The following is an 18,773-nucleotide window of genomic DNA, read 5'->3' on the forward strand; positions in this document are numbered from 1 at the left end:
CCGCCACAACCGCCTGAGCCCTCAACCCTCCGCCGGCTCGCCGCCCGGAGCCTCTTCGCCGGCTTCCTCATCATCTTCGCCGTCGTCGTTGATGCACTCGACCGAGACGACCTTCTCGTCCTTGGCGGTGTTGAACACGGTCACGCCCTGCGTCGAGCGGCCGGCGATGCGGATGCGGTTGTCCGGGCCGGCATCGACCGGCACGCGGATGAGCTGCCCGCCATCGGTGACCAGCATGAGCTGGTCCGTCTCCAGCGCCGGGAAGGAGGCGACGAGCTTGCCGTTGCGGTCGTTGACGACCATGGCGACGATGCCCTTGCCGCCGCGCCCGGTGACCCGGTACTCGAAGGAGGAGGTGCGCTTGCCGTAGCCCTTCTCCGAAACCGTCAGGATGAACTGCTCGGCCGCGCCCATGGCCGCGTATTTCTCCTGGCCGAGCTCGATGTCGCCGGCGCTCTCCTCGGCATCGGCCTCGACCGCCGCTGCTGCCTCGGCGCCGTCCTCGGCCTCGCCGGTGAGGGCGCGCCGGGCTGCGGCCGCGCGCTTGAGATAGGCGGCGCGCTCGTCAGGAGTGGCGTCGAGATGGTGCAGGATCGCCAGCGAGATCACCGTGTCGCCCGGGGCGAGGTTGATGCCGCGCACGCCGGTCGAGTCGCGGCCCTTGAAGACGCGCACCTCCGGCACCGCGAAGCGGATGCACTGGCCGTTCGCCGTGGTCAGCAGCACGTCGTCGTTCTCGGTGCAGATCTGCACGTCGACGATGTGGTCGCCCTCGTCGAGCTTCATCGCGATCTTGCCGGCGCGGTTGACGTTGACGAAGTCGGAGAGCTTGTTGCGCCGCACGCCGCCCGAGGCGGTGGCGAACATCACGTCGAGCGTCTCCCAGCTCGCCTCGTCCTCCGGCAGCGGCATGATCGTGGTGATGCGCTCGCCGGCCTCGATCGGCAGCATGTTGACCAGCGCCTTGCCGCGGGCGTTGGGCGCCGAGAGCGGCAGCCGCCAGACCTTTTCCTTGTAGACCTGGCCCTCGGAGGAGAAGAACAGCACCGGCGTATGCGTGCTGGCGACGAAGAGGCGCGAGACGAAATCCTCGTCCTTGGTCGCCATGCCGGAGCGGCCCTTGCCGCCGCGGCGCTGCGCCCGGTAGGTCGAGAGCGGGACGCGCTTGATGTAGCCGCCATGCGAGACGGTGACGACCATGTCCTCGCGGGCGATCAGGTCCTCGTCGTCGAGGTCGGAGCCCCAGTCCTGGATCTCGGTGCGGCGCGGCGTGGCGAAGGCGGCCTTGGCCTCCGCCAGCTCGGTCTTGACGATGTCCTGGATGCGGGCGCGCGAGCGCAGGATGTCGAGATAGTCGCCGATCTCGCGGGCGAGCTTCTCCAGCTCGTCGCCGATCTCGTCGCGGCCGAGAGCGGTGAGGCGGGCGAGGCGAAGCTCGAGGATCGCCTTGGCCTGGGCGTCGGAGAGACGGTAGGTGCCGTCCGGGTTCATCGGATGGCGCGGATCGTCGACCAGCGCGATCAGCGGGGCGATGTCGTCGGCCGGCCAGTCGCGCGCCATCAGCGATTCATGCGCGTCGGCCGGGGTCGGCGCGGTGCGGATCAGGCGGATGACCTCGTCGATATTGGCGACCGCCGTGGCGAGGCCGCAGAGCACATGGGCGCGCTCGCGGGCCTTGTTGAGCAGGAAGCGCGTGCGCCGCGAGACGACCTCCTCGCGGAACTCGACGAAGGCCGAGATGAAGTCCTTGAGGTTCAGCACTTCCGGGCGGCCGCCGTTCAGCGCGACCATGTTGGCGCCGAAGGAGGTCTGGAGCGGGGTGAAGCGGTAGAGCTGGTTCAGCACCACATCGGCGACGGCGTCGCGCTTGATCTCGATGACGACGCGGATGCCCTCGCGGCTCGACTCGTCGCGCAGGTCCGAGATGCCCTCGATCCGCTTCTCGCGGACGAGATCGGCGATCTTCTCGACCATCGTCGCCTTGTTCACCTGATAGGGAATCTCGGTGACGATGATCGCCTCGCGCTCCTTGCGGAGCTCCTCGATATGCGTCTTGGCCCGCATCACGATCGAGCCGCGCCCGGTCTGGTAGGCGGAGCGGATGCCGCTCTTGCCCATGATCTGGCCGGCTGTCGGGAAATCGGGGCCGGGAATGATCTCGTTGAGGTCCTCGATCGAGATCTCGGGGTCGTCGATATAGGCGACGCAGGCGTCGATGACCTCGCCGAGATTGTGCGGCGGGATGTTGGTCGCCATGCCGACCGCGATGCCGCCGGCGCCGTTGACGAGAAGCTGCGGATACTTGGCCGGCAGCACGTTCGGCTCGCTGCGGCTGTCGTCGTAGTTGGGCTGGAAGTCGACGGTGTCGCGGTCGAGATCGTCGAGCAGCGGCATCGCCGACTTGTCGAGCCGGCTCTCGGTGTAGCGCATCGCCGCCGGCGGGTCGCCGTCGATCGAGCCGAAATTGCCCTGGCCGTCGACCAGCGGCAGCCGCATCGAGAAGGGCTGCGCCATGCGCACCAGCGCGTCGTAGATCGCCTGGTCGCCATGGGGATGGTACTGACCCATCACGGCGCCGACGATGTTCGCCGACTTGACGTGCTTGCGGTCCGGCGTGTGGTTGTTCTCCCACATCGAATAGAGGATGCGGCGATGGACGGGCTTCATCCCGTCGCGGACATCGGGCAGAGCGCGGCTCACGATCACGCTCATGGCGTAATCGAGATAGCTCTTCTTCATTTCGTCAGTGATTGCGATCGGCTTGATGTCGCCGCCGAAATCCGGGGCGTCGTCGCGCTTGTCGTCGTTGTCTTCGCTCAACTGGGAATGTCCCGATTCCTGTTTGTTTTGAGCTCTCTGGCTATCCGATTCCGGTTCTTCGCGCCAGCAAAAGCAGGCTCTGTCCAAGCAAAAAAATCATGATTTTTATCAAGGCGTTACGGGTCGTTTTCGAGCCGTCGCGGACAGCCTGCCATAATCCCGCCTTTCTTGGCGGGTGACGGCGGGCGAAACTCGTGGTGAAGTCCGGCCGATGTACGCCGAATTCGCCACCGCAGCCCTCGTCACCATGCTGGTGACGCTCGATCCGCCGGGCCTCGCGCCGATCTTCCTGTCGCTGACGCGCGGCATGTCGGCGGGGGAGCAGCGGCAGGTCGCGATCCGCGCCTCGATCATCGCCTTCTGCATCATGGGCTTCTTCGGCGTGGCCGGGGACGTCGTGCTGAAGGCGCTCGGCGTCTCGCTGCCGGCCTTCCGCATCGCCGGCGGGCTCCTGCTGTTCTGGATCGCCTTCGAGATGGTGTTCGAGCGCCGGACCGAGCGCAAGCAGCAGACGGCCGAGACGGCGATCACGCAGGACCATATCCGCAACGTCGCGGCCTTTCCGCTGGCGATCCCGCTGATGGCGGGGCCGGGGGCGCTGACCGCGATGATTCTGCTCGCCGGCCGCGCGCAGGGCGACCCGGTGCTGCTGGTCACGCTGGCGGTGATCTGCGGGCTGGTGATCCTGTGCTGCCTCGCCGTCTTCCTGGCCGCCTCGTCGATCGCCAAGCTTCTCGGCGTGACCGGCAATGTCGTGCTGACGCGGCTGCTCGGCGTGATCCTGGCGGCGCTGGCCGTGCAGTTCGTGATCGACGGGGTGAAGGCGACTTTGGCGGGGTAGGCGGAGCGCGCCCGGTGCCGGAAAGGGCTTGCTTATTGCATAAGTGAATGCTTATGTTATGGCATGGCCGAGAACGACATCTTCAAGGCGCTGGCCGATCCGACGCGCCGCGCGATCTTCGAGAAGCTGGCGGCCGGCGGCATGAACGCCAGCGCCCTGCGCGAGGGCATCGCGATCAGCCAGCCGGCGATGTCGCAGCACCTGTCGGTGCTGCGCGGTGCCGGGCTGGTGCGCGAGGAGCGGCAGGGGCGCTTCGTCCGCTACGAGGTCGATCCGCAAGGCCTCGCCGCGATCGCGCAATGGCTGGCGAAATACCGCGCCTACTGGCCCCGGCGCATCGAGGCCCTCAAGGGCCTGCTCAAGGAGATGGACCAATGAGCGCAGACGAGGCCGAAGGGGCGCCCGAGCCTCTGGTCCTGGACTATCGGCTCGATGCGCCGCCGGAGAAGGTCTGGCGCGCGATCAGCATGCCCGGGCTGCGGGAGGCCTGGCTGCCGGGCGCCGATCTGGCCGATCCCGAGCCGATCGTTCTCGCGCCGGGGGAAGCCCTGCGCTACCGCATGCGCGAGGACGAGCCGCCCTTCCGCGAAAGCGCCGTCACCTTCCGGATCTCCGCCGACGCGGCCGGCGGCACCCGCCTCAACGTGATCCACGAGCGCGCGGCGTGTTCTGACGGACGGACGATCATGGCGGCGAACAGCAACGCGCCGCCGCTGCTGCGCGCGGCCTGACACCCTCACTTCCGGTCCCATCCACAGCCTATGGAGTTCGCCGATGCGCGAAACGATGCAACTCGTCCCTATGGTCGTCGAGCAGTCGAGCCGCGGGGAACGCTCCTTCGACATCTATTCCCGGCTGCTGCGCGAGCGCATCATCTTCATCAACGGCGAGGTCAACGATGCGATGAGCGCGCTGGTCTGCGCCCAGCTCCTGTTCCTGGAGGCGGAAAACCCGAAGCGGCCGATCCATCTCTACATCAATTCGCCCGGCGGCGTCGTGACCAGCGGCTTCGCCATGTACGACACGATGCGCTACATCCGCGCGCCGGTGCATACGCTGTGCATGGGCACGGCCCGCTCGATGGGCTCGTTCCTTTTGATGGCGGGCGAGCCGGGCGAGCGCGCGGCGCTGCCCAATGCGAGCCTGCATGTGCACCAGCCGCTCGGCGGCTTCCAGGGGCAGGCCTCGGACATCCTGATCCATGCCGAGGAGATGCAGCAGACCAAGCGCCGGGTCACGCGCCTCTATGCCGAGCATTGCGGGCGCAGCTACGAGGAGGTCGAGCGCACGCTGGACCGCGACCGCTTCATGACGGCGCAGGAGGCCCTGGAATGGGGGCTGATCGACCGCGTCGTGGATCGGGCGGAGGATCGGCCGGGCATCCCGGCCCAGCCCTGAGGCTCCGAAAGAACCTTGCAAATCGGCCGGCGAATTGCAGCGCCTCTCTCGCCGCCGCTGCGCTATCGTCCCTCCGCCGCCGAAGAGGCTTCGGCCGGCGGAGGGAGAAGCCGTGACGATCGATCTCGACAATCTGGCGCAGGAGATGGCCGGCTGGCGGCGCGACCTGCACGCCCATCCGGAATTCGGCTTCGAGGAGGCGCGCACCAGCGCCTTCGTCGCCGGCAAGCTGCGGGAATTCGGGCTCGACGAGGTCGTCACCGGGGTCGGCCGCACCGGCGTGGTCGGCACGCTGAAGCGCGGCGGCGGCAGTCGCGCGATCGCGCTCAGGGCCGATATGGACGCCTTGCGCATCCCGGAGCAGGGCGAGGCGCCCTACCGCTCGCGCAATCCCGGCGTGATGCATGCCTGCGGCCATGACGGCCATACCGCGATGCTGCTCGGCGCGGCCAAGCTGCTGGCGGTGGAGGGCGGCTTCGACGGCACGGTGCGCTTCGTCTTCCAGCCGGCCGAGGAATGGGGGCGGGGCGCCCTCGCGATGCTCGATGACGGCCTGCTGGAGCGATTCCCCTTCGCGGAGATCTACGGGCTGCACAATGCGCCGGGGCTCGCCGTCGGCCGCTTCGAGACGCGCGCCGGCGCGATCATGTCGGCGGAGGACAATTTCGAGATCGTCCTGCGCGGCGTCGGCGGCCATGCCGCCCGCCCGCATGCCGGCCGCGAGACGCTGGTCGCCGCCTGCGCCCTGGTGATGAGCCTGCAGAGCATCGTCTCGCGCCGCCTGAGCCCGGCCGAGATCGCGGTCGTCTCGGTGACCGAGCTGATCACCGACGGCACGCGCAACGCGCTGCCGGGAGAGGCGCGGATCCGCGGCGACGCCCGCAGCTTCAGCCCGCAGGTCAGCGCCGATATCGAGGAGCAGATGCGCACGATCGCGGACGGGATCGCGCGCGCCTATGCCGTCGAGCCCTCCGTGACCTATACCCGCGAATTCGTGCCGCTGCTGAATGACCCCGCCCTGACGGAGGAGGCGCTCGGCGCGGCGCGGGCGCTGCTGGGTGCGCAGAACGTCTCGGTCGTCTCCGAGCCCTTCACCGGCTCGGAGGATTTCGCCCGCTTCCTCGATCATGTGCCGGGCTGCTTCGCCTTTCTTGGCAATGGCGACAGCGCGCCGCTGCACAACCCGCGCTACGATTTCGACGATGCCGGGCTGATCCATGGGGCGCGGTTCCATGCCGGGATCGTGCGGCGGCGCCTGCCGATAGCCTGAGGGGGGACCGACCGGCGCTCCGGCATGGATCCCGGATCGTCGCTTCGCCCGTCCGGGATCGAGCCTGTCCTTGTCCGCCTGGGCGGCGCATCGAAGACGATGCCGGCTTTTCCGGGGCTTCCCGGCGGGTAGCGAGGCTTGCGCGGGGCGCTACCTTTCCAGGAAGGCGCGGATCGCGCCTTCGGCCTGCTTCATCGACATCACGCCGTCGAGATGGCCGCGCACGCCGTCGATGGTGAGATGGGTGATGTCGCGCCCCGCCTCCCGGGCGGCCTCGACGGTGCGCGCGACGGTCTCCGGGGTGAAGACGAGGTCCTTCGGCTGGGTGATGTAGAGCAGCGGCGCCCTGATCCTCGCCATGCCGTCGGCGAGGGAGGTGCCGCCGGCGGCGAAGAGCTGGTTCGCCTTGACCAGGTAGAGGAAGTGGTTGGCGTCGGAGAGCCGGGCGCGGGCCTCGCCGGCATTGTCGAGCACGCTCTGGACCTGGAACTTGTTGCGCAGCGCCTTGCCGGGCTCTTCGCCGGCCCTGGCCGGGCGCCGGTCGAAGGTCGCGCCGGCCCAGTCCTCGTGATTGGCCTGCAGCGTCACCGCGGTGAGCGCCTTGGCGAGGCCGGCGAGCGGGGGCGCCTTGCCGTAATAGTCGCCGTTGTTCCAGTCGGGATCGACGAGGATGGGGGCGGCCCAGACGTCGAGCCAGCCGATCAGCATCGCATTGGCCTCGGCCGCGCCGATCACCGGCATCGCCTTGGCCACCATCTCGGGATGGCTCGCCGCCCACTCGAAGGTCTGGAGCGAGCCCATCGAGGGACCGGCGACCAGGGCGAGCCGCTTGATTCCAAGGCTTTCGACGAGGGCCTTCTGAACCTCGACGAAGTCGCGGATGGTCACCACCGGAAAGTCCAGCCCGTAAGGCTTGCCGGTGTCGGGGTCGATCGAGGCCGGGCCGGTGGTCGTGGTCCTCGGGTCGCCGGTGTTGAGATTCACCAGCGTGTCGGAGGCGATGACGAAATAGCGGTCGGTGTCGATCGCCTTGCCGGGACCGATGATCGCGTCCCAATAGCCGGGCTGCGCATCCGCGGCGTCGTATTTTCCGGCGGCATGCGAATTGCCGGAGAAGAAGTGGCAGATCAGCACCGCGTTGGATCTGTCGGGGGCGAGCGTGCCGTAGCTCTCCCAGCCGACGCGGACCTGCTTCAGCGTGCGGCCCGACTGCGTGGTGAAGCTCGGCAGCTCGAAGACCTTCTTCTCGACGATCAGTTCCTGCGCTTCGGCCATGCCCGTCACCATCGTTGCTGCGAGCGCGGTGGCGCCCATGATCCATGTCCGCATCGCGCATCCTCCTGCCGCGGCCCGGCCGGGCCTCGCGGCGATCAGACCGGATTCCGGCGGGATGCGGAAGCGATGCCCCGAGACGCTCAGCGCTCGATCAGCGTCGGCGCGGCGATGGCCCCGGTGCTGCCGGTCGGGCTGAGGAAAGCCTCGCTCTCGACATCGAAGAACGGCGCGTCGACAGGGCCCTTGAGGACCAGAGGCAGCCTGAGCGAGCCGCTGAGCGAGGCCAGCGAAGCGCGCATGTCGAGCTGGCGCGTGCGCAGGGAGGCGTTGCCGGCGAGGCCGAGCCGGTAGTTCGCCCCGTTCATCTGCGCGTCCGTCAGCACGAGCAGGCCGTTGGCGATGCCGGCATTGGCCGTCAGCGTCTCGAACGGCGTCTTGCCCTGGTGCCAGTCGCGCAGGAGCTGTGAGGGATTGCGTTCGGCGCGCCGGACCAGATCGGCCAGCGCGACCCCGCCGATCTCGCCCTGGCGCAGGTTGATGCCGGCGCGCCCGGTCATTCCGCCGAGCAATTCGTCGAAGGTGCCCCCGGCGCCGTCGAGCGCGAGCTGGAACCCGCCCGTGCCGGTCAGGCGCGCGAATTGCGGGACATCGGCCGCGGCCTTGCCGAAATCGACCTTGTCGAGGCCGGCCTGGATCTTGACGTCGACGCCGGCCGGCGCGCCCACGGCGAGGAAGCGCGCCTTGACCGTGCCGCCATAGGCGGAAGCGCGCAGCAGCCCGGCCTCGAAGCGGCCCTTCTTGACGAGGAGATAGGTCGCGGCGTCGGCGAGGCGCGCGCCGTTCAGCCGCGCGGCATCGACCGAGACCCGCAGGTCGATGTCGCGCCCGGTCCAGCCGTCGAGGTCGAGCCGGCCCGGATCGCGGGCGTCGATGGCGGGGAGGGGCAGCCGGCCGATCAGCCGGCCCAGATCGAGGCCGGCTCCGGCCAGCGTGCCCGACAGGGCGAAGCGGCCATCGACCTCGGTGAGCTTCATGACGCCGTCGAGCCGGTCTCCGTCCAGGCTCGCCACGGCGTTGTTGAACGACGCCTCCCGCGGCTTGAGCTGCAGATCGGCGTTGAGCGTCAGGCCGCCCAGCGCGGTTGAGAGCCGGGACTTCTCGCCGAACCAGTCGAGCAATTGCGGCAGCGAGGGCGTGGACAGGGCCAGCGCTCCGTCGATCACGGGCTCGCCCGGCCCGGCGCGGGTGCCTTCGAAGCGCAGCTTCAGCAGGGGCGAGGAGGCGGACAGGGCCGCCTTGCCGCCGCCCGCCGCCGGCCAGAGCAGGCTGACGTCGCTGGAGACGCCGCGCCAGGTGAAGGAGCCGGAGAGGCTGAGGGGGTCGTCGAGCTCGCGCTCGTCGAGGACGAGGTTGAGGTCGCGCACGATGCTCTGGACCTGTCCGGCGGCGCGCAGGAACAGCGCGCCGGAACGGATGACGATGCGGCTCTGGCTGCGCAGCTTCTCGAGCTCGGCGAGCGGCGGGGAGAGCCAGTCGGTGATGCCGTCGCTGCCCGCCGGCACGGCAATGTCGAGCTGCGGGGCGACGAGGTCGATGCGGTCGAAGCCGAGACGCCCGGCGAGCAGCGGCAGCAGCCGCGGATAGACCCTGACCCGCAGGGCCTCGCCGGCGACGGCGCCGTCATGCTGGGCGAAGGCGACCCTGGAGAGGCTGATGCGCGGCAGCGGCAGGAGCGCGATCTCGGCCCGCTCCAGCGATTTCACGACGAAGCCGGTCCGCGCCTCGATCGCCCGGACGGCGCTCGCCTCGATCCGGCCGCGCGCAAGATCCCACGACTGCAATCCGAGCAGGCCGATCACGACGACGAAGCTGAAGGCGAGGAACGCAGTGCGTCTGGTCATGGACTTCCGAATCGGCACGGCCGAAAGTCAGCCAGCCCCCTGGCGCGAGTGGGTTTAGGCCGATCCGGCAGGCTTGTCGAGCCGGCGAAGCCGGCTATGCAGGGCGGTTTGCACCGCTTTTCACCGCAAACGCGGCCGAATGGAGGCGCCGGGCAGAGGGCGGCGCCGGGCCGCCCGCCTCACTGCGCCGCCAGCACGAGCGGGATCATGCGGACCGGGCCGTGGGCGGCGCCTGGCTCGAAAGAGCCGCGCAGGAAGGCGTCGCTCACCGTATCCGGCGCCAGGCTGGCCTCGCGGACGCGCATCTGGCGGCGGAGATTGCGCGCCTGCGCCTCCATCCGCGAGATGCCGACCCGCTCGTCGATCTGGCGGCGCTGCGCCTTGCTCAGCTCCGGCGCCGAGCGGAAGTCGCGGAAGTCGCGGCGGCTATAGGGCCAGCTCGAGCCGCCCATGAAGGTCGTGACCTTGCCGTCCAGCACGATGCTGTCGCCGGGGCGCAGCGTGATGTCGCGCAGCAGCGAGACCCGGTGCTCGCCGGCCTGGACGATCGGCAGGCGGCAGGCCGGGTCGGCCACCGTCTCGTGCCGGTAGGCGGTCGCCAGCGCGCCATAGCGCTGGCCGTCGGCGGCGACGGCCCGGTCGATCGAGGTCGCTCCGGCCGCCACGGTGAAGATCTTGACCGGCAGGCCCGGATTCATCGCCTCGCAGAGCGCCTGATGCGCCTTGAGGTCGGAGGCGGAACGCAACTGGCCGATCGGGGAATGGAAGCCGTCGCACAGCCTGACGCAGATCGTCTGCGCCGTCCTGGCCGAGCCGGAGAAGGCGCCGGCGCGGGCAGGCGCGGCCGCCTTCGCGGAGCGCGCCTTCGGCCGGGACGCCTGGCGGCGGAAGGGGTTGAGATCGATGGCGGGCTGGGCGATCCGCCCGTCGGCGCCCGTCCGGAACAGCGGCAGCCGCCAGCCCCGCTCCGCCGGAGCATAGGCGCTCGCCTGCGGCGCAAAGCCGGCCGATCGCTCCGCCCGGCGCGCGGCTTCCTCGAGGAAGAAGGCGTGGATCCCGGAATCGTCGCCGGCCTGGACGAGCGATGCCGTCAGGATCATGCCGCCTGCGCCGAGCGCGAGCCCGGCGGCGGCCATCGCCGCGAGGCGGCGCGGGCGCGATCCGCGCCCCGTGCCGGAAGAACAGGGATGCGACCGCCGGAGTGCCGCGACAAGGGCCTGACCGCCGCAGGCGGGCGCCTGCTCGGAAACGTCACGGACACGCGACATGCGCTACTCCAAACCACGCTTGTTCCACCGTCCGCCGCAGGAAGGGTGTAGTTTACTCCTTGTTAAGATTCAACGCCGGAGCGTGAAGAGCCCGCGGTAAAGGGCGGGAATGCTTAACGGATCGCCCGCCGGGGAGCGGGGCGGGGGCTCAGAGCACGGCGAGCAGCACCCCGGCCCACATGCAGACCAGCACGACGACGCCGATGCCGTAGACCGCGCCGCGCAGGGGCAGACGGTTGGGGCCGATATGGATCAGGGTGTGGGCGACGCGGGAGGCGACGAAGATCCAGGCCAGCGCCGCCATCGCATAGCCCGTCGCCGCCACCTCCATGGCGAGCATGATCAGCGCGAAGAAGACGACCGGCAGCTCGAACTGGTTCGAGAAATTGGCGGAGGCGAGGCGGGCGCCGAGCGGATAGCGCTCGGTCGAGACCGCGACCTCCTCGGGCCGGACCTCGCCCGAGACGAAGGCATTCCTGCGGCGAACCGCGAGGATGATGCCGACCGCGAAGATCCACAGGATCATCGCGAGCGCCGGATAGATCAGCTTCAGGGTCATCGCGCCTTCTCCGCCTTCGTCGCAGCCCGGCTCATCGGGCCGCGGGCCAGACTGCACGAAGCCGGGGCAGGCTCAAGAGCGGGTCGGATAATTCGGGCTCTCGCGCACGATCGTCACGTCGTGGACGTGGCTCTCGCGCAGGCCGGCGCTGGTGATGCGGATGAAGCGGGCCTTGGCCTGGTAGTCCTTGAGGTCCTTGCCGCCGACATAGCCCATCGCGGCGCGCAGGCCGCCGGCGAGCTGGTGCAGCACGTTCGAGACCGGGCCCTTATAGGCGACCTGGCCCTCGATGCCCTCGGGCACGAGCTTCAGCGTGTCCTTGATGTCCTGCTGGAAGTAGCGGTCGGCCGAGCCGCGCGCCATGGCGCCGACCGAACCCATGCCGCGATAGGCCTTGTAGGAGCGGCCCTGGTACAGGAAGGTCTCGCCGGGGGTCTCGTCGGTGCCGGCGAGCAGCGAGCCGACCATGGCGCAGGAGGCGCCGGCCGCGAGCGCCTTGGCGAGGTCGCCCGAATATTTGATGCCGCCATCGGCGATGACCGGCACGCCCGCCTTGCTGGCGGCGGAGGCGGCGTCCAGGATCGCGGTGAGCTGCGGCACGCCGACGCCGGCGACGATGCGGGTGGTGCAGATCGAGCCCGGGCCGATGCCGACCTTGACCGCGTCGGCGCCGGCGTCGATCAGCGCCTGGGCGCCGGCGGCGGTGGCGACGTTGCCGGCGATCACCTGCACGGCGTTGGAGAGCTTCTTCACGCGGCTGACCGCGTCGAGCACCTTGGCCGAATGGCCGTGGGCGGTGTCGACGACGATGAGGTCGACGCCGGCGTCGATCAGCAGCTCGGAGCGCTCGAAGCCCTGCTCACCGGTCGTGGTCGCGGCCGCGACGAGCAGGCGGCCCTGCGCGTCCTTGGCGGCGTTGGGATAGGCGACCTGCTTCTCCATGTCCTTGACGGTGATTAGGCCGATGCAGCGATAATGGTCGTCGACGACGAGCAGCTTCTCGATGCGGAACTGGTGGAGCAGGCGGCGCGCCTCCTCGGGATTGACGCCCTCGCGCACCGTGATGAGCCGCTCCTTCGTCATCAGCTCCGAGACCGGCTGGCCCGGATTGGCGGCGAAGCGGACGTCGCGGTTGGTGAGGATGCCGACGAGCTTGCCCTTGTGGCCCTGCGGCCCGCGCTCGACGACCGGGATGCCGGAGATTCCGTGCTGCTTCATCAGCGCCAGCGCGTCGGCCAGCGTCTCGTCGGGATGGATCGTGATCGGGTTGGCGATCATCCCGGATTCGAATTTCTTGACCAGCCGCACCTGCTCGGCCTGCTGCTCGGCCTCGAGATTGCGGTGGATGACGCCGAGCCCGCCGGCCTGCGCCATGGCGATCGCCATGCGCGCCTCGGTCACCGTGTCCATGGCGGAGGCAATGATCGGCAGGTTGAGCGAGATCGCGTTGGTGAGCCGGGTGCGGACATCGACATCCGCCGGCATGACCTCGGAGGGGCCCGGCTCGAGGAGCACGTCGTCGAAGGTGAGGCCGTCGCGAATCAAACCGTCGAGGGAAAGCGCCATCGTCAACTCCGTCACCGGGCAGGACCGGCTTTTCTGAAGGGCCGGGCGGAGGCGCCCATGGCCGAGTTGACGAGGCCCGTTAGCACGGCTGCCCGCGCTTCGCTAGTGCGGCATGGCGAGAATTTTGCAGTGCGGCAACGGCCCCGGCACAGCGCTGCGCCGGAGCCGGGAGAACGGGCCGTCGGCTTCAGCGGCGCAGCCGCGACGCGCCGGGGCCTGCGTCCGGCGCCACGCCGAAGCAGCCCATCGAGTTCGCCACATGCCCTTCCTGATTGGCCAGGCGCTCGCAATCCAACTGGCGGATGCAGTTGTTGTAGCGGATGCTCTCGCCATAGCCCTGAGGGGCGGCCTTGTCCTGGCAGGCGGCCTGCCAGTCGGTCGGAGCGGCGGCGGCGGGCGCGGTCCCGGCGATGCCCCAGGCGAGTCCCGCCAGCGCGCCGAAAGCCGCCAGGCTCAGGCCCGGGCGGCAACGCCGGGCAGCGGTGGAAAGATATGAAATATCGAACATGATAGCCTCCGAAGGTCGACGGCGCGCGCCCCTCGCGACGGTTCGGTCGTGCCGAACGATTGTGAAGTGGTGCGATCCCGATTGTCCTTGCAGAGCGGACAACGCATGGCGGCTCTGTGCACGGCGCCGAGTCATAATCACAGAGCATAGCGGAAGCGCTCGGACAGCGGGCCGAATCCGGAAATCCGGCCTCGTCAGGCGCCCGGCGCCGCGTTAATAGCCAAGCTTATGATTTCAAGCGCGCCTATCGGCAGAGGGCGCAGAAGGTCCGAGACTTGCAACGCGCCAAACTGCTTCCCCTGATCGTCGCCTGCGCCCTGTTCATGGAGAATACCGACTCGACGGTCATCGCCACCTCCCTGCCGATGATCGCGAAGTCGCTGGGCGAGGATCCGATCGCGCTGAAGCTGGCGCTGACCTCCTATCTCGTCAGCCTCGCCGTCTTCATCCCGATCTCGGGCTGGATGGCCGACAGGTTCGGCGCCCGCAGCGTCTTCCGCGCCGCGCTCTGCGTCTTCATGCTCGGCTCCGTGCTGTGCGCGCTGTCGAGCTCGCTCGCGGCCTTCGTCGGCGCGCGCTTCATCCAGGGCATGGGCGGGGCGATGATGGTGCCGGTCGGCCGCCTCGTCATCCTGCGCAGCGTCAGCAAGGCCGAGATGGTGAGCGCGCTCGCCTATCTCACCGTGCCGGCGCTGGTCGGGCCGGTGGTCGGGCCGCCGCTCGGCGGCTTCATCACCACCTATTTCGACTGGCGCTGGATCTTCTTCATCAACATTCCGATCGGCGTGGTCGGCATCGTCCTGTCGAGCCTCTTCTTCGAGGATGTCCGGGAGGAGGACGTGGCGCCGCTCGACCTGCGCGGCTTCGTGCTCTCGGCCTTCGGCTTCGCGGCGCTGATGCTGGGGCTGGCCTCGGGCGGGCGGCACATGGTCCCGGCCTCGGTCTCCTATGGCTGCATGGCGGGCGGCGCGCTGGCTCTGGTCGCCTACTGGTTCCACGCCCGGCGCGTGCCCTATCCGGTCCTCGACCTCTCGCTCTTCCGCATCCCGACCTTCCGCATCGGGGTGATCGGCGGCTCGATCTTCCGCACCGGCATCGGCGCGATTCCCTTCCTGCTGCCGCTGATGCTCCAGCTCGGCTTCGGGCTCGACCCGCTGCAGTCGGGCCTGATCACCTTCGCCTCGGCGGCGGGCGCGCTGCTGATGAAGACGCTGGCGAAGTCGATCCTGGCGCAATACGGCTTCCGCCGCGTGCTGGTCTTCAACGCCCTGGTCGGCTCGGCCTTCCTGGCGGCGTCGGGGCTGTTCACGCCGGCGACGCCGCATGCGGTCATGCTCTCGGTGCTGCTGATCGGCGGCTGCTTCCGCTCGCTGCAATTCACCGGCATCAACGCGCTGAGCTATTCCAACGTCTCCAACCGGGAGATGTCGAGCGCGACCAGCCTGTCCAGCGTCGCGCAGCAGCTCTCGCTCAGCATGGGCGTCACCATCGGCGCCTTCGCGCTGGAGGGGGTGAACGCCTTTCACGGGGGCAGGGCGCTCGCGGCCGGGGATTTCTGGCCCGCCTTCGTCATCGTCGGGCTGATCTCGGCGTCTTCGGCGCTGTGGATGGCGCAGCTCGCGCCGGATGCCGGCGCCGAGGTGTCCGGCCATTCGCCGGTGAGCAAGCGCAAGCTGACCGCCGAGGCGATCGCCGACCAGAAGCCGCTGGACTGAGCTCAGCCTTCGGCGGCTTCGGTCCCGGCCTCGTCTGCCGCTTCCTCCTGCCGTCGCGGCCGCCGATAGCCCGTCGCCAGCACGTAGAGCTCCGAGGAATCGGCGCGGCTGGCCGCCGGCTTGACGTTGCGCACCGTGGTGAAGTCGCGCTTCAGGCCCGCCAGCAGCGTGGCGCTGTCGCCGCCCTGGAACAGCTTGGCGAGGAAGAAGCCGCCGGGCGCCAGCACGTCATGGGCGAACTCCAGCGCCGCCTCGGCCAGCGCGATGATCTTGAGGTGGTCGGTCTTCTTGTGGCCGGTGGTGTTGGCCGCCATGTCCGACATCACGCCGTCGGCCCGGCCGCCGAGCCGCTCGGTCAGCAGGGCGGGAGCCTCCTCGGCCATGAAGTCCATCTGGATCAGGTCGACATCGGGGATCGGGTCGACCGCGAGCAGGTCGATGCCGACGATATGGCCCTTGCCGCGCTCCAGCCCGATGCGTTTCCCCGCGACCTGGCACCAGCCGCCCGGCGCGCAGCCGAGATCGACCAGCCGCTGGCCGACCTTCAGGAACTTGTAGCGGTCGTCCATCTCCTCGAGCTTGAAGGCGGCCCGCGAGCGATAGCCGAGCTCCTTCGCCCGCTTGACATAGGGGTCGTTGAGCTGGCGCTCGAGCCAGAGCTGCGAGGAATGCTTGAGCTTGCCGGCCTTCCTGACCTTGACGCGCAGGTCGCGCGCGCCGGCCGCCGTCTTGCCGCCGGCCCCTCCCGATCTTGCGCCGCTCATCGCTCCAAACCTATCTGCGCCGCCACCAGGCGCGGTCCTCATGCATCATGCGCAGCAGGATCCCCTCGCGCAGGCCGCGATCGGCGATGCGGACCCGCTCGCTCGGGAAGGCGCGGCGGATCGCCTCGAAGATCGCGCAGCCGGCGAGGACGAGATCCGCCCGCTCGCGGCCGATGCAGGCATTGGCCGCCCGGGCCGCATAGTCCATCTCGATCAGCCGGTCGATCACCGCGAGGATGTCGTCCTGCTGCATCCACAGGCCGTCGACCTCGCGCCGGTCGTAGCGGGGCAGGCCGAGATGGATGCCGGCGACCGTGGTCACGGTCCCCGAGGTGCCGAGCAGGTGGAAGCCGCGGGCATGGCGCGCGCCGGCCGCCTTCTTCACGAAGGGTTCGAGGACCTGCGAGCAGTCGGCGACCATGCGCTCGAACAGCTCCCGGCTGACCTCGACGCCGCCATAGCGCTCGGCGACGGTGACGACGCCGGTCGGCAGCGAGGCCCATTCGCGGATGCGGGCGGCGGGATCGCGCGCCTCGCTGCGGCTGCCGAGCCAGACGATCTCGGTCGAGCCGCCGCCGATGTCGAAGACGATGACGCCTTCGGCGCCGGGGTCGGCGAGCGCCGCGCAGCCGGAGACCGCGAGCGAGGCCTCCGTGCGCTGGTCGATGATCTCCAGCGAGAGCTCCGCCTCGGCCGCGACGCGGCGGATGAAGTCGAGGCCGTTGGTGGCGGCGCGGCAGGCCTCGGTGGTGACGAGCCGGGCGCGGGTGACGCCGCGATTCGCCATCTTGCCGCGGCAGATCTTCAGCGCCTCCACCGCCCGGTCCATGGCGGCCTCGCCGAGCCGGCTGCTGGCGGCCAGGCCCTCGCCGAGGCGCACGATTCGCGAAAAGGCGTCGACGACCCGGAAGCCGTGCTGCGCCGGCCGCGCGATCAGCAGCCGGCAATTATTGGTGCCGAGATCGAGCGCCGCATAGGTCGCCTGGGCGCGGTAGACGTTATGGCCGTTATGGGGCCGGGCGTTCGGGCCAGCAGAGGGGCCGCCGGCCCGGAGAGGGTCGGCGCTAGCCCTGTGCGGCGGCGTCACATAGGCGACGCCTCCGTGCTGTCGGTCCTCGACCGCCACCGTTCCAAATCCCCCGACCTGCCGTCCCGCCCGAGGCGATCCGGCAAGGGCCGCGTCCCGCGCAGCCATCTGCTTCGTCAGCAAGCTAACTACAGGGCAAGCCGCATGCCAAGCGGAACCTTGCCGGTGCGGCGGGCGCGCGGGCCGGGATCGCGAAATCGGGGGCAGCGCCCTTGCGCGAACGCGGCCGCTTCGGCCAGTCTCCGCGCGCGCCGCCGCAGAGCGCCGCAGCACAGGGCAGGAAACAGGACATGGCCGCCGGATACCTTCTCGCCATCGACCAGGGTACGACCTCCTCGCGCGCCATCGTGTTCGATTCGTCGCTCGGCCCGGTCGCCAGCGCCCAGAAGGAGTTCCCGCAGCATTTCCCGGCCTCGGGTTGGGTCGAGCACGAGCCGGAGGACATCTGGGAAACCGTGCTGTCGACCGCGCGCGAGGCCATCGCCAAGGCCGGCCTCGTCGCGCGGGAGATCGCCGGAATCGGCATCACCAACCAGCGCGAGACGACGCTGATCTGGGACCGTCGGACCGGCAGGGCGATCCACCGCGCCATCGTCTGGCAGGACCGGCGCACGGCGGAAGCCTGCGCCAAGCTCGCCGCCGCCGGCCATGAGGACCTGGTCGCCAGCCGCACCGGCCTGCGCATCGACCCCTATTTCTCCGGCACCAAGATCGCCTGGCTGCTCGACAACGTGCCCGGCGCCAGGCGGCGCGCCGAGGCGGGCGAGCTCGCCTTCGGCACCGTCGATTCCTTCCTGCTCTGGCGGCTGACGGGCGGCGCCGTCCATGCGACCGACGCGACCAATGCGGCCCGGACGATGCTGTTCGACATCGGCCGCGGCGTCTGGGACAAGGAATTGCTCGCGCTGCTCGACATCCCGGCGGCGATCCTGCCGGAGGTGCGCGATTGCGCGGCGCATTTCGGCGACACGGCGCCGGAGCTGTTCGGCGGCCCGATCCCGGTGCGCGGCATCGCCGGCGACCAGCAGGCGGCGACGATCGGCCAGGCCTGCTTCGCCCCCGGCATGGTGAAATCGACCTACGGGACCGGCTGCTTCGCGCTGCTCAACACCGGCGACACGCCGGTCCGCTCGAAGAACCGGCTGCTCAGCACCATCGCCTACCAGCTCGACGGCAGGCGGGCCTATGCGCTGGAAGGCTCGATCTTCATCGCCGGCGCCGCGGTGCAATGGCTGCGCGACGGGCTCGGCATCATCGGCAAGGCGAGCGATACCGGCCCGCTGGCGGAAGCGGCGGACCCGGCGCAGGACGTCTATCTCGTGCCGGCCTTCGTCGGGCTCGGCGCGCCGCATTGGGACGCCCATGCGCGCGGCGCGATGTTCGGGCTGACGCGCGGCACCGGCCCCCGCGAATTCGCCCGCGCCACGCTGGAGAGCGTCTGCTACCAGACGCTCGACCTGATCGAGGCGATGCATGCCGACTGGCCCCAGGCCGGACAGGGCGGCCGCTCGGTGCTGCGCGTCGATGGCGGCATGGTCGCGTCGGACTGGACGATGCAGCGCCTCGCCGACATCCTCGACCTGCCGGTGGACCGGCCGACGGTGCTGGAGACGACGGCGCTGGGCGCGGCCTATCTCGCCGGGCTCGATGCCGGGCTCCTGCCGGAGCCTGACCGCTTCGCCGATCTCTGGCGGCTGGAGCGGCGCTTCCTGCCGGCGATGGCGGCGAGCCAGCGCGAGCACAAGGTCGCAGGCTGGCGCGACGCGGTGCGGCGGACGCTGAGCTCCCATTGAAGGGCAGG

16 protein-coding genes are annotated in these 18,773 nt (G+C 69.8%); 7 read left to right on the plus strand and 9 right to left on the minus strand.

Features of this window, described 5'->3' with window-relative positions:
- Window positions 1-21: 21 nt before the first annotated feature.
- Entirely contained in the window at window positions 22-2,820 is a 2,799-nt protein-coding gene (gene gyrA, locus ACWH43_RS11130; protein WP_260349424.1) for a DNA gyrase subunit A, read from the minus strand.
- A 211-nt stretch (window positions 2,821-3,031) separates the two neighbouring features.
- Here gyrA and ACWH43_RS11135 point away from each other — a divergent pair, with 211 nt between their 5' ends.
- The 5 genes from ACWH43_RS11135 (at window position 3,032) to ACWH43_RS11155 (ending at window position 6,329) form a co-directional block, all read left to right on the plus strand.
- Window positions 3,032-3,661 (plus strand): MarC family protein, encoded by a 630-nt coding sequence (locus ACWH43_RS11135; RefSeq protein ID WP_158444864.1) that lies wholly within the window; start codon window positions 3,032-3,034, stop codon window positions 3,659-3,661.
- A gap of 63 nt (window positions 3,662-3,724) precedes the next feature.
- Window positions 3,725-4,039: an ArsR/SmtB family transcription factor gene (locus tag ACWH43_RS11140; protein ID WP_158444865.1), complete on the plus strand. Its 315-nt coding sequence runs from the start codon at window positions 3,725-3,727 to the stop codon at window positions 4,037-4,039.
- Window positions 4,036-4,392, plus strand: coding sequence for an SRPBCC family protein (locus tag ACWH43_RS11145; RefSeq protein WP_158444866.1), 357 nt, complete (start codon window positions 4,036-4,038; stop codon window positions 4,390-4,392). Before ACWH43_RS11140 ends, ACWH43_RS11145 begins: the two co-directional genes overlap by 4 nt.
- 43 nt (window positions 4,393-4,435) lie before the next feature.
- The gene (locus tag ACWH43_RS11150) at window positions 4,436-5,059 is read left to right on the plus strand and encodes an ATP-dependent Clp protease proteolytic subunit (protein WP_158444867.1); all 624 of its coding nucleotides are present in this window, start codon (window positions 4,436-4,438) and stop codon (window positions 5,057-5,059) included.
- Window positions 5,060-5,171: 112 nt separating this feature from the next.
- A complete protein-coding gene (locus ACWH43_RS11155; RefSeq protein WP_260349425.1) occupies window positions 5,172-6,329 on the plus strand; it encodes a M20 aminoacylase family protein in 1,158 nt (385 codons plus the stop codon).
- 150 nt (window positions 6,330-6,479) lie between these two features.
- On the opposite strand, the gene ACWH43_RS11160 is transcribed toward ACWH43_RS11155, so the two are convergent.
- The 6 genes from ACWH43_RS11160 to ACWH43_RS11185 all read right to left on the minus strand — a co-directional run bounded on the left by ACWH43_RS11160 (window position 6,480) and on the right by ACWH43_RS11185 (window position 13,406).
- On the minus strand, window positions 6,480-7,658 hold the full coding sequence (locus ACWH43_RS11160; protein ID WP_158444868.1) for an E22 family MetX-like putative esterase: 1,179 nt from the start codon (window positions 7,656-7,658) through the stop codon (window positions 6,480-6,482).
- 86 nt (window positions 7,659-7,744) lie between these two features.
- The gene (locus tag ACWH43_RS11165; protein ID WP_158444869.1) at window positions 7,745-9,505 is read right to left on the minus strand and encodes an AsmA family protein; all 1,761 of its coding nucleotides are present in this window, start codon (window positions 9,503-9,505) and stop codon (window positions 7,745-7,747) included.
- A 179-nt stretch (window positions 9,506-9,684) separates the two neighbouring features.
- Window positions 9,685-10,773, minus strand: a complete 1,089-nt coding sequence (locus ACWH43_RS11170) for a DUF2865 domain-containing protein (RefSeq protein WP_158444870.1) — start codon at window positions 10,771-10,773, stop codon at window positions 9,685-9,687.
- 148 nt (window positions 10,774-10,921) lie between these two features.
- Window positions 10,922-11,332: an MAPEG family protein gene (locus ACWH43_RS11175; protein WP_158444871.1), complete on the minus strand. Its 411-nt coding sequence runs from the start codon at window positions 11,330-11,332 to the stop codon at window positions 10,922-10,924.
- A gap of 72 nt (window positions 11,333-11,404) precedes the next feature.
- Window positions 11,405-12,898 carry an IMP dehydrogenase gene (gene guaB, locus ACWH43_RS11180; RefSeq protein WP_158444872.1) on the minus strand — a complete coding sequence of 498 codons (1,494 nt, stop codon included), beginning with the start codon at window positions 12,896-12,898 and terminating at the stop codon, window positions 11,405-11,407.
- Window positions 12,899-13,085: 187 nt separating this feature from the next.
- The gene (locus ACWH43_RS11185) at window positions 13,086-13,406 is read right to left on the minus strand and encodes a hypothetical protein (protein ID WP_158444873.1); all 321 of its coding nucleotides are present in this window, start codon (window positions 13,404-13,406) and stop codon (window positions 13,086-13,088) included.
- A 275-nt stretch (window positions 13,407-13,681) separates the two neighbouring features.
- On the opposite strand from ACWH43_RS11185, the gene ACWH43_RS11190 reads away from it, so the two are divergent.
- Entirely contained in the window at window positions 13,682-15,121 is a 1,440-nt protein-coding gene (locus tag ACWH43_RS11190) for a DHA2 family efflux MFS transporter permease subunit (RefSeq protein WP_448153465.1), read from the plus strand.
- A 2-nt stretch (window positions 15,122-15,123) separates the two neighbouring features.
- On the opposite strand, the gene ACWH43_RS11195 is transcribed toward ACWH43_RS11190, so the two are convergent.
- Entirely contained in the window at window positions 15,124-15,885 is a 762-nt protein-coding gene (locus ACWH43_RS11195; RefSeq protein WP_158444875.1) for an RlmE family RNA methyltransferase, read from the minus strand.
- 10 nt (window positions 15,886-15,895) lie between these two features.
- A complete protein-coding gene (locus ACWH43_RS11200) occupies window positions 15,896-17,011 on the minus strand; it encodes a Ppx/GppA phosphatase family protein (RefSeq protein ID WP_260349426.1) in 1,116 nt (371 codons plus the stop codon).
- Window positions 17,012-17,262: 251 nt separating this feature from the next.
- On the opposite strand from ACWH43_RS11200, the gene glpK reads away from it, so the two are divergent.
- Window positions 17,263-18,765 (plus strand): glycerol kinase GlpK, encoded by a 1,503-nt coding sequence (gene glpK / locus ACWH43_RS11205; RefSeq protein WP_158444877.1) that lies wholly within the window; start codon window positions 17,263-17,265, stop codon window positions 18,763-18,765.
- Window positions 18,766-18,773: the final 8 nt, after the last annotated feature.

This window comes from Allobosea minatitlanensis (assembly GCF_964020775.1).

Excerpts from the sequence above, each read along its gene's own strand:
- ACWH43_RS11150 (WP_158444867.1), top strand. The coding sequence starts at position 4,436 with ATGCGCGAAACGATGCAACTCGTCCCTATGGTCGTCGAGCAGTCGAGC.
- ACWH43_RS11195 (WP_158444875.1), bottom strand. The coding sequence starts at position 15,885 with ATGAGCGGCGCAAGATCGGGAGGGGCCGGCGGCAAGACGGCGGCCGGC.
- ACWH43_RS11170 (WP_158444870.1), bottom strand. The coding sequence starts at position 10,773 with ATGTCGCGTGTCCGTGACGTTTCCGAGCAGGCGCCCGCCTGCGGCGGT.
- glpK (WP_158444877.1), top strand. The coding sequence starts at position 17,263 with ATGGCCGCCGGATACCTTCTCGCCATCGACCAGGGTACGACCTCCTCG.
- ACWH43_RS11185 (WP_158444873.1), bottom strand. The coding sequence starts at position 13,406 with ATGTTCGATATTTCATATCTTTCCACCGCTGCCCGGCGTTGCCGCCCG.
- ACWH43_RS11135 (WP_158444864.1), top strand. The coding sequence starts at position 3,032 with ATGTACGCCGAATTCGCCACCGCAGCCCTCGTCACCATGCTGGTGACG.
- ACWH43_RS11165 (WP_158444869.1), bottom strand. The coding sequence starts at position 9,505 with ATGACCAGACGCACTGCGTTCCTCGCCTTCAGCTTCGTCGTCGTGATC.
- ACWH43_RS11140 (WP_158444865.1), top strand. The coding sequence starts at position 3,725 with ATGGCCGAGAACGACATCTTCAAGGCGCTGGCCGATCCGACGCGCCGC.
- ACWH43_RS11145 (WP_158444866.1), top strand. The coding sequence starts at position 4,036 with ATGAGCGCAGACGAGGCCGAAGGGGCGCCCGAGCCTCTGGTCCTGGAC.
- guaB (WP_158444872.1), bottom strand. The coding sequence starts at position 12,898 with ATGGCGCTTTCCCTCGACGGTTTGATTCGCGACGGCCTCACCTTCGAC.
- ACWH43_RS11160 (WP_158444868.1), bottom strand. The coding sequence starts at position 7,658 with ATGCGGACATGGATCATGGGCGCCACCGCGCTCGCAGCAACGATGGTG.
- ACWH43_RS11175 (WP_158444871.1), bottom strand. The coding sequence starts at position 11,332 with ATGACCCTGAAGCTGATCTATCCGGCGCTCGCGATGATCCTGTGGATC.